This window comes from Thermosulfurimonas dismutans (assembly GCF_001652585.1).
GTDB lineage: Bacteria > Desulfobacterota > Thermodesulfobacteria > Thermodesulfobacteriales > Thermodesulfobacteriaceae > Thermosulfurimonas > Thermosulfurimonas dismutans.
In genome coordinates, this window is record NZ_LWLG01000014.1 from 58,733 (window position 1) to 65,259 (window position 6,527).

The following is a 6,527-nucleotide window of genomic DNA, read 5'->3' on the forward strand; positions in this document are numbered from 1 at the left end:
GGAATGGAGGAAAAAATCAGCACAAGATAATCCGGGAATCTGACAAACCCTTGTGGGGGCTTGCCGGGTAGCCGGGATCAGATGGAGGAAAATAAACGGGGTATATGGAGAGATTACCGGGGAGGAAATGGAAATGCCGAAAATTTTCGTTACCGGTGGGGCAGGCTACATAGGGTCGCACGTGGTAAAGCTACTTGGAGAGAGGGGCTATGAGGTTCTCACCTACGACAACCTCTCGACAGGCCACGAGTGGGCGATTCTTTATGGGAATCTGGTAAAGGCTGATCTGGGAGATAAAGAAACCCTGCGGAAGGTCTTTGAAGAATTCAAGCCGGATGCGGTGATACACTTTGCGGCTTATATAGTAGTCCCGGAAAGTGTAAAGGAGCCTCTTAAATATTATCGAAACAATGTGATCAACACTATCAATCTTTTGGAGGTTATGAGGGAGTTTGGAGTAAAGAGTTTTATCTTTTCTTCATCCGCAGCGGTTTACGGTATACCGAAGGAAATTCCCGTTCCTGAAACCGCTCCGCTCAATCCTATCAATCCCTACGGTGAAACCAAGGCCACGGTCGAGAGGATTCTGAGGGATCTGAGCAATTCGGGAACGGATTTCCACTATGTTTCTTTGAGATACTTCAATGTGGCCGGGGCTGATCCGGAGGGGAAGATAGGTTTCGCCTATCCCGATCCCACCCATCTAATCATAAGAGCGGTCAAAACCGCCAAAGGAGAGTTTGAGAGGCTCGAGATATACGGCACGGACTATTCCACGCCGGACGGCACCTGTATTCGGGACTATATCCATGTTACGGATCTTGCGGAGGCTCACATACTGGCCCTGGAATACCTTCTTGATGGCGGAGAGAGCGAGATTCTGAACTGCGGATACGGCCACGGATACTCGGTAAGAGAGGTGGTTGAAACCGTGAAAAAGGTGACGGGGAAGGATTTTCCGGTAGTCGAGGCCCCGAGGCGGCCGGGAGATCCTCCGGTCCTGGTGGCCAAGGCCGATAAAATAAAAAGGGTTCTGGGGTGGCGACCCCGATATGATGACCTGGAGTTCATCATAAAGACCGCTTGGGATTGGGAGTGTAGAGGGCTTTAGATTGGATAAAAATAGGCTTTTGCTAGGGCTTAAATATTTTTTGCTCCTTTTGGTATTGGTAATAGGTCTTTACTTTCGGTTTGAGGACTTAGGGGGTTGGAAAGCTAGATATGCCTCTCTCTTTTATCTAGACGATCGGCCGCTTTTTACCAGTTACGATGCCTTCTGGTTTGCGCGGCTAGCCAAGGATTATCAGGAAGGGCTCTATGATTTCGGCGATCGCGATCCCTTTAAATTCGTGCCGGACAACTATCTTACCGAAAACTTCACCTATCCCCTTCTACCCATGGAAAGCTTTCTGGCTGCTGGAACCGCCAGACTTTTCGGGATCTCCATAGAGAAGTTTGCCCTCTATTTTACCCCTGTGGCCGCCGTCCTGTTTGCGATTCCGCTTTTTGTTTACTTAAACCGCCTGGGCTATCCCCTGGCCGGTCTTATGGGAGGGCTGGTGGGGGTCACCAGTCTTATCTACCTCATCCGGACCTCCATTGTGCGGTTTGATACCGACAGCCTCAATCTCTTTTTCCCTTTTACGATAGCCTTTTTCCTGTGGAATTACTTCCGGAGTTCAAGGCCTCTGTTCCAGGCCCTAGGAGCCTCTGTGGCTTCTTTGTTGTTTTACTGGTGGTATAGCAAAGCCCATCTGATATTGGTTCTTTATGCGGCCTTTTTGGTGCGTCTTTTTTGGGAGCGTGGGAAAAAGCTGACCTCTCTTGATTGGAAGGCCTTGGGTATTCTTATCCTTCCCCAGATCTGGTATCTGTGGCAGGCCCCTTGGGGGCTTTACAAGCAGATTATGGGGTATGTGATAAATATAACTTCTTCCGCTAGCCAACGTGGAATTTTTTCGGGTTTTCCCAATGTTTTGCAATCTATCTCCGAATTACAGAGCGCTCCCGGACTAAAGGGAGTGGCCTATTTTTGCCTCAACCACCAGTTTCTGCTGATCCTCGGACTTCTAGGAGCTTTCTTACTTTTCATAAAACGCTTCAGAGACCTACTCTTCCTTCTTCCTTATTTTGCTATAGGTCTTCTTACCTTCCGATCCGGGAATCGGTTTGCCATGTATCTGGCTCCTTTTATCGGAATGGGGTTGGGCTTTCTGCTGGAAGAGGTCCTGGCCCAGGGGAAGGGGTTAAGGCCTGATGGCTCCTTTGGGAATCGGCTCCTGAGGGAGGCGGTAGTCCTTGGTTTAGGGGTGCTTCTGGGAGCCGTGGTGGTTCTTTCTCAAAGCAAGAGCCTGGCCTACACAGCGGTTCCCAAGGTATTGGCTCCCCTGGCCCGGGACATGGAGGCCCTTCAAGAGAAGACCCCCCGAGAGGCTTGGATCTATACCTGGTGGGACCTGGGATACGCCTTTCAGTATCTTTCCAGACGGCCGACTTTTATAGACGGCGGTTCGCAGGGGACTCCTAAAACCTATTTTGTGGCCCTTTCTTTTACTACTCCTTCACAGGAAAAGGCCTACCATGTAACAGCCTTTCTCGCCGAAAAGGGGCTAAAGGGTCTGCGAGAGATCCTTGAGGAGTCCGGAAAGGATGCCGAGGAGGTGGTGGCCGACATCGTCTCCGGTAAATACGTCCAAAGGCTATCCCATCCGGTTTACTGGGTCTTCACTCCGGATCTACCGGCCAAGTTCGGCTGGATCCACTACTTCGGGAGCTGGGACTTTAAGAAAAAGAAGGGAACCTTCGGGTTTGTCAGGCCGGTTGAGGGCTGTCGACCGGCAAAGAAAAATCTTCTGGCCTGTCGAGGAATGCTTCTGGATCTGGAAAAGGGCCTGGTAATCCAGGGCCTAAAGGCGTTGAAACTAAAGGAGATCGTGATCAAAAAAGGTGATGTCCTTTCAAGGAAAAGTTTGGCTTCGAAAGGCTTGATTTTAGAGATCGCTCAGGAAAAGGGCCGGACTTATTTTTATCTTGTGGATGAAAAGAGTTTTGTAAGCAACTTTAACCAAATGTATATCTTGAGGCGTTACGATCCTCGCTATTTTCAATTGGTGTGGGACGACTTTCCTACCATGGTGGTCTATCGGGTCCGAGAAGATGATAATATACTTGCCGGTCCGGATAGATAATTGTAATTTTACTTTCGAGCCCGGGTGGCGGAACTGGTAGACGCTGGGGACTTAAAATCCTCTGGGGTAACCCCCCGTGCCGGTTCGAGTCCGGCCCCGGGCACCAGTGATATCAAAGATTTCAGAGATTCCTTCTTGCCCGAACGGATTTTTGTAAGCCAGGTTGGTGTCCATATTGGTGCCCATTAGCGCACCTTTAAGATGCAACCTCAAGGCTTATCCCGGCCTCTTCGACTTCTAGGTTCACCTTGTCACGGCCTTTAAAGACCAGAACCGAAGACTGACAAAAAGCTCCGATCTCGCGGTTATCAAAGGCATCCAAAAGGAAAATCTACGGTTGCAAGGACGAGATTTTGCCGTACAGTAAATATAAAAATATCCGTCTTGGAGGGAAAAAACCGTGAACACTAAATTGACTTTGCGTCTTGACGATAAATTGATCAAAAAGGCCAAAATTTATTCAGCTAAGAGGGGAAAATCGGTCTCTGCGTTAGTGGCCGATTTTTTCTCTCTGCTCTGCGTAGAAGAAAAGCCCGAAACAAAAAGTCTTCCTCCTAAGGTAGCTTCTTTGAGAGGAATTTTGAAAGGTAAAAAAATTAAGGAAGAAGATTATAAGAAATACCTCGAAAAGAGATATCTATGAAAATTTTCTTCGATACTAATGTAATTCTTGATGTGCTTCTTGATCGAGAGCCCTTTGTTGAAGATGCTTTCCATCTCCTTGCTAAGGTAGAACGTTCCGAAGTAACAGGTGTTATATGTGCTACTACAGTTACCACTATTTATTATCTGGTTAGTAAAAGCTTGGGAATCAAAGAAGCTACTCGCCACATTAAAACCTTGTTATCTATTTTTGAAATCGCTCCTGTAAATCGAGCTGTGCTTGAAGAGGCCATAGATTCAAGATTTTCAGACTTTGAAGATGCTATATTACATGCCTCGGCATTAACAGTAGGCGCAGATTGTATCGTTACCAGAGACTTTTCCGGATTCAAAAAGTCCAAAATTCCAGTTTATACTCCAAACGAATTATTAAGTATTCTACAACTTTCCTCCTAGCATAATATGCATTTTTATCCGCAAGCCTCTATTTTTCACAAAGCCTCTATTTTTCACACGTTCATTTCAATTCGTCCGCTTTGGAAAAGGCTTCTTCCTTAAAAATGCGGGCGCGCGAAACTGCACGATGCGGAAATAGATTTACACCACTCCAAGCAGGTCAATATTCTTAGGTTTCAAATTTTGAACTGTAAAAGATAAGTCATCCTCTGGGGTAACCCTCCGTGACGGTTCGAGTCCGGCCCCGGGCACCAAAACTAAAGGAGCCCTACTGAATAAAAAGCCGAGCGTAAAAGAGGTAGGAAGATCTTTACTTCGATGGAACCAAGTATACTACTTCAACCGGAATAAGGCCTCGGGCCGAATTTCCGATGTAGAGCTTTCCGTGCCAAAGATCTGAAAGATGGATTTCTCTTTCCTCGCAGCCTCCGGTTTCAAACAAGCTTTCTCGTAGAATACCAGGAAGAAGGCCAAGGGTGACCGGTGGCGTGTAAAGCCTGCCATCTATCTCAAGGAAGACATTGCTAATGGTGCCTTCGATAAGCCGACCCTTTTCGTCAAAGAAAACGATTTCGGCAAGTCCCAGTTTTTCGGCCTCCCTCCGGGCCTCTTCATACCAGGGGCGGTGAGTGGTTTTGTGAAATAGGAAAGCGGGCTCCGGAGAAAAATTTCTTTTTTTGAGCCCTACTTTTACGGGCCGGGGAAAATCCTTTAAGGAGCCCGTCTCCACCGAGACCTCCCCCCATTCCGAAAGAAGGATCCTTACGCGGGCCCTTTCGGAAAGATCCCTTTCAAGTTTCCCGAGTTCCTCCCGGATGCGTTTTTCGGGATAGGGTAAGGTAAAGTAAGCCGCAGAGCGTCTAAGACGGGCCAGGTGTTTTTCAAGCCTTACAAAGCCTTGCTCGGGCTCAAACCGAAGGGTCTCAACGAGCTTAAATTCCGGAGGATCTTCGGTAAGGAAGCGGGCCTTTAACAGACACTCCCGATATTCTTCCTCGGGGTCGCTATCCCAAACGATTCCCGAACCGATACCAAATTCTCCACGATTGTCTTTTAAGACCACCGTGCGGATGGCCACATTGAAGATAAAGTCTCCGTCAGGTGTGATAAAACCGAGGGCTCCGGTATAAACCCCTCGGGGTTCGGCCTCAAGCTCAGCGATGATTTCCATGGTCCTTATCTTCGGGGCCCCGGTCACCGATCCGCAGGGAAAAAGGGCCTTCATGATTTCGTAAAGCGAAGTTCCTTCCCGTAGATTCCCTTGCACGGTTGAGATCATCTGGTGGACCGTGCGGTAGCGCTCAACCTTAAAGAGTTCCGGCACCCAGACCGAGCCCATCTCGCAGATCCGGCCGAGGTCGTTTCGGATAAGGTCCACAATCATAATGTTTTCGGCCCGGTTTTTTGTATCCTCCGAAAGCCATTGGGCAATTTTTTTATCTTCCTCCAAAAATCGGCCTCTAGGAGCGGTCCCTTTCATAGGGGAACTTCGAAGAAGTAGGCCTTGCTTTTGTATGAAAAGCTCCGGGGAGAGGCTCAATACCGAAAACTCCGGGGTAGACAGCAAGGACGCATAACGAACCCGCTGTTTTCTCAGGAGGCGGAAGAAGAAATCCTTAGGGTCACCCTCAAATTTGAAATGATATTTCAGGGTGTAGTTTACCTGGTAAGTGTCTCCGGAAGCGATATAGGTCTTGATGCGGGAGATGGCCTCCCGATAGGCTTCCGGAGAAATATTTAAAGTGAGGTCGGATAAGTGAGCCCGAGCGATCCCGGGGGCGGCTTCTATTTTAAAAGGGGTGGGGGCTTCAAATACGCCGAACCAGGCAAGCGGAACGCCTTCCGGACGCCTTTTTCGATAGGGGTTAAGTTTTTCCTCAAGATGGTATCCAAATTCGTAGGCTAAAAAGCCTGCGACATAAAAACCTTCATTTGTGGCTTTTTCAATTTCAAAAAGAAACTCTTTGGGCTCTCCGCCTTCGAAAACCAAGACCTTTCTTGGCCTGGAAAAAAGATAGGCCTGGCCTTCGGAATCGTAGGCATTAAGCCATAGGAAGTAACTCATCTCGGAGGCTATTCTTCCTCTTTACTTCGGCTTTTGCAAGTCTTTTAAGGTATTTCTGGTATGGTTGATCAAGGAGGTCAAGCGGAGAGCCAAGGTTGAAGGGCTTTACGGAATATCGGTCCTTAAAAAGGACCCTAATGTGGAGGATACTTCACAATCGATATGTCTCATTTTGTATTAAAATAACACAAAATGAGACGTGATGCTTAGCGCTC

Annotated in this window: 5 protein-coding genes and 1 tRNA gene; 5 read left to right on the forward strand and 1 reads right to left on the reverse strand. The window is 48.0% G+C overall.

The window, feature by feature from the left end:
* Nucleotides 1-133: 133 nt before the first annotated feature.
* From galE to TDIS_RS08615, 5 genes are all read left to right on the forward strand, one after another.
* Entirely contained in the window at nucleotides 134-1,111 is a 978-nt protein-coding gene (gene galE, locus TDIS_RS08595) for a UDP-glucose 4-epimerase GalE (RefSeq protein WP_068671351.1), read from the forward strand.
* 1 nt (nucleotide 1,112) lies between these two features.
* Nucleotides 1,113-3,188, forward strand: a complete 2,076-nt coding sequence (locus TDIS_RS08600; protein WP_068671338.1) for an STT3 domain-containing protein — start codon at nucleotides 1,113-1,115, stop codon at nucleotides 3,186-3,188.
* 18 nt (nucleotides 3,189-3,206) lie between these two features.
* A tRNA-Leu gene (locus TDIS_RS08605) sits at nucleotides 3,207-3,294 on the forward strand.
* Nucleotides 3,295-3,588: 294 nt separating this feature from the next.
* The gene (locus TDIS_RS08610) at nucleotides 3,589-3,831 is read left to right on the forward strand and encodes a DUF6364 family protein (protein WP_068671340.1); all 243 of its coding nucleotides are present in this window, start codon (nucleotides 3,589-3,591) and stop codon (nucleotides 3,829-3,831) included.
* A complete protein-coding gene (locus TDIS_RS08615; RefSeq protein WP_068671342.1) occupies nucleotides 3,828-4,247 on the forward strand; it encodes a type II toxin-antitoxin system VapC family toxin in 420 nt (139 codons plus the stop codon). The genes TDIS_RS08610 and TDIS_RS08615 overlap by 4 nt, the downstream gene beginning before the upstream one ends.
* A 310-nt stretch (nucleotides 4,248-4,557) precedes the next feature.
* On the opposite strand, the gene pabB is transcribed toward TDIS_RS08615, so the two are convergent.
* A complete protein-coding gene (pabB, locus tag TDIS_RS08620; protein WP_068671345.1) occupies nucleotides 4,558-6,312 on the reverse strand; it encodes an aminodeoxychorismate synthase component I in 1,755 nt (584 codons plus the stop codon).
* Nucleotides 6,313-6,527: the final 215 nt, after the last annotated feature.

What these genes read in the sequence shown, in the direction of transcription:
- galE (WP_068671351.1), top strand. Translation starts at nt 134, where the DNA reads ATGCCGAAAATTTTCGTTACCGGTGGGGCAGGCTACATAGGGTCGCAC.
- TDIS_RS08615 (WP_068671342.1), top strand. Translation starts at nt 3,828, where the DNA reads ATGAAAATTTTCTTCGATACTAATGTAATTCTTGATGTGCTTCTTGAT.
- pabB (WP_068671345.1), bottom strand. Translation starts at nt 6,312, where the DNA reads ATGAGTTACTTCCTATGGCTTAATGCCTACGATTCCGAAGGCCAGGCC.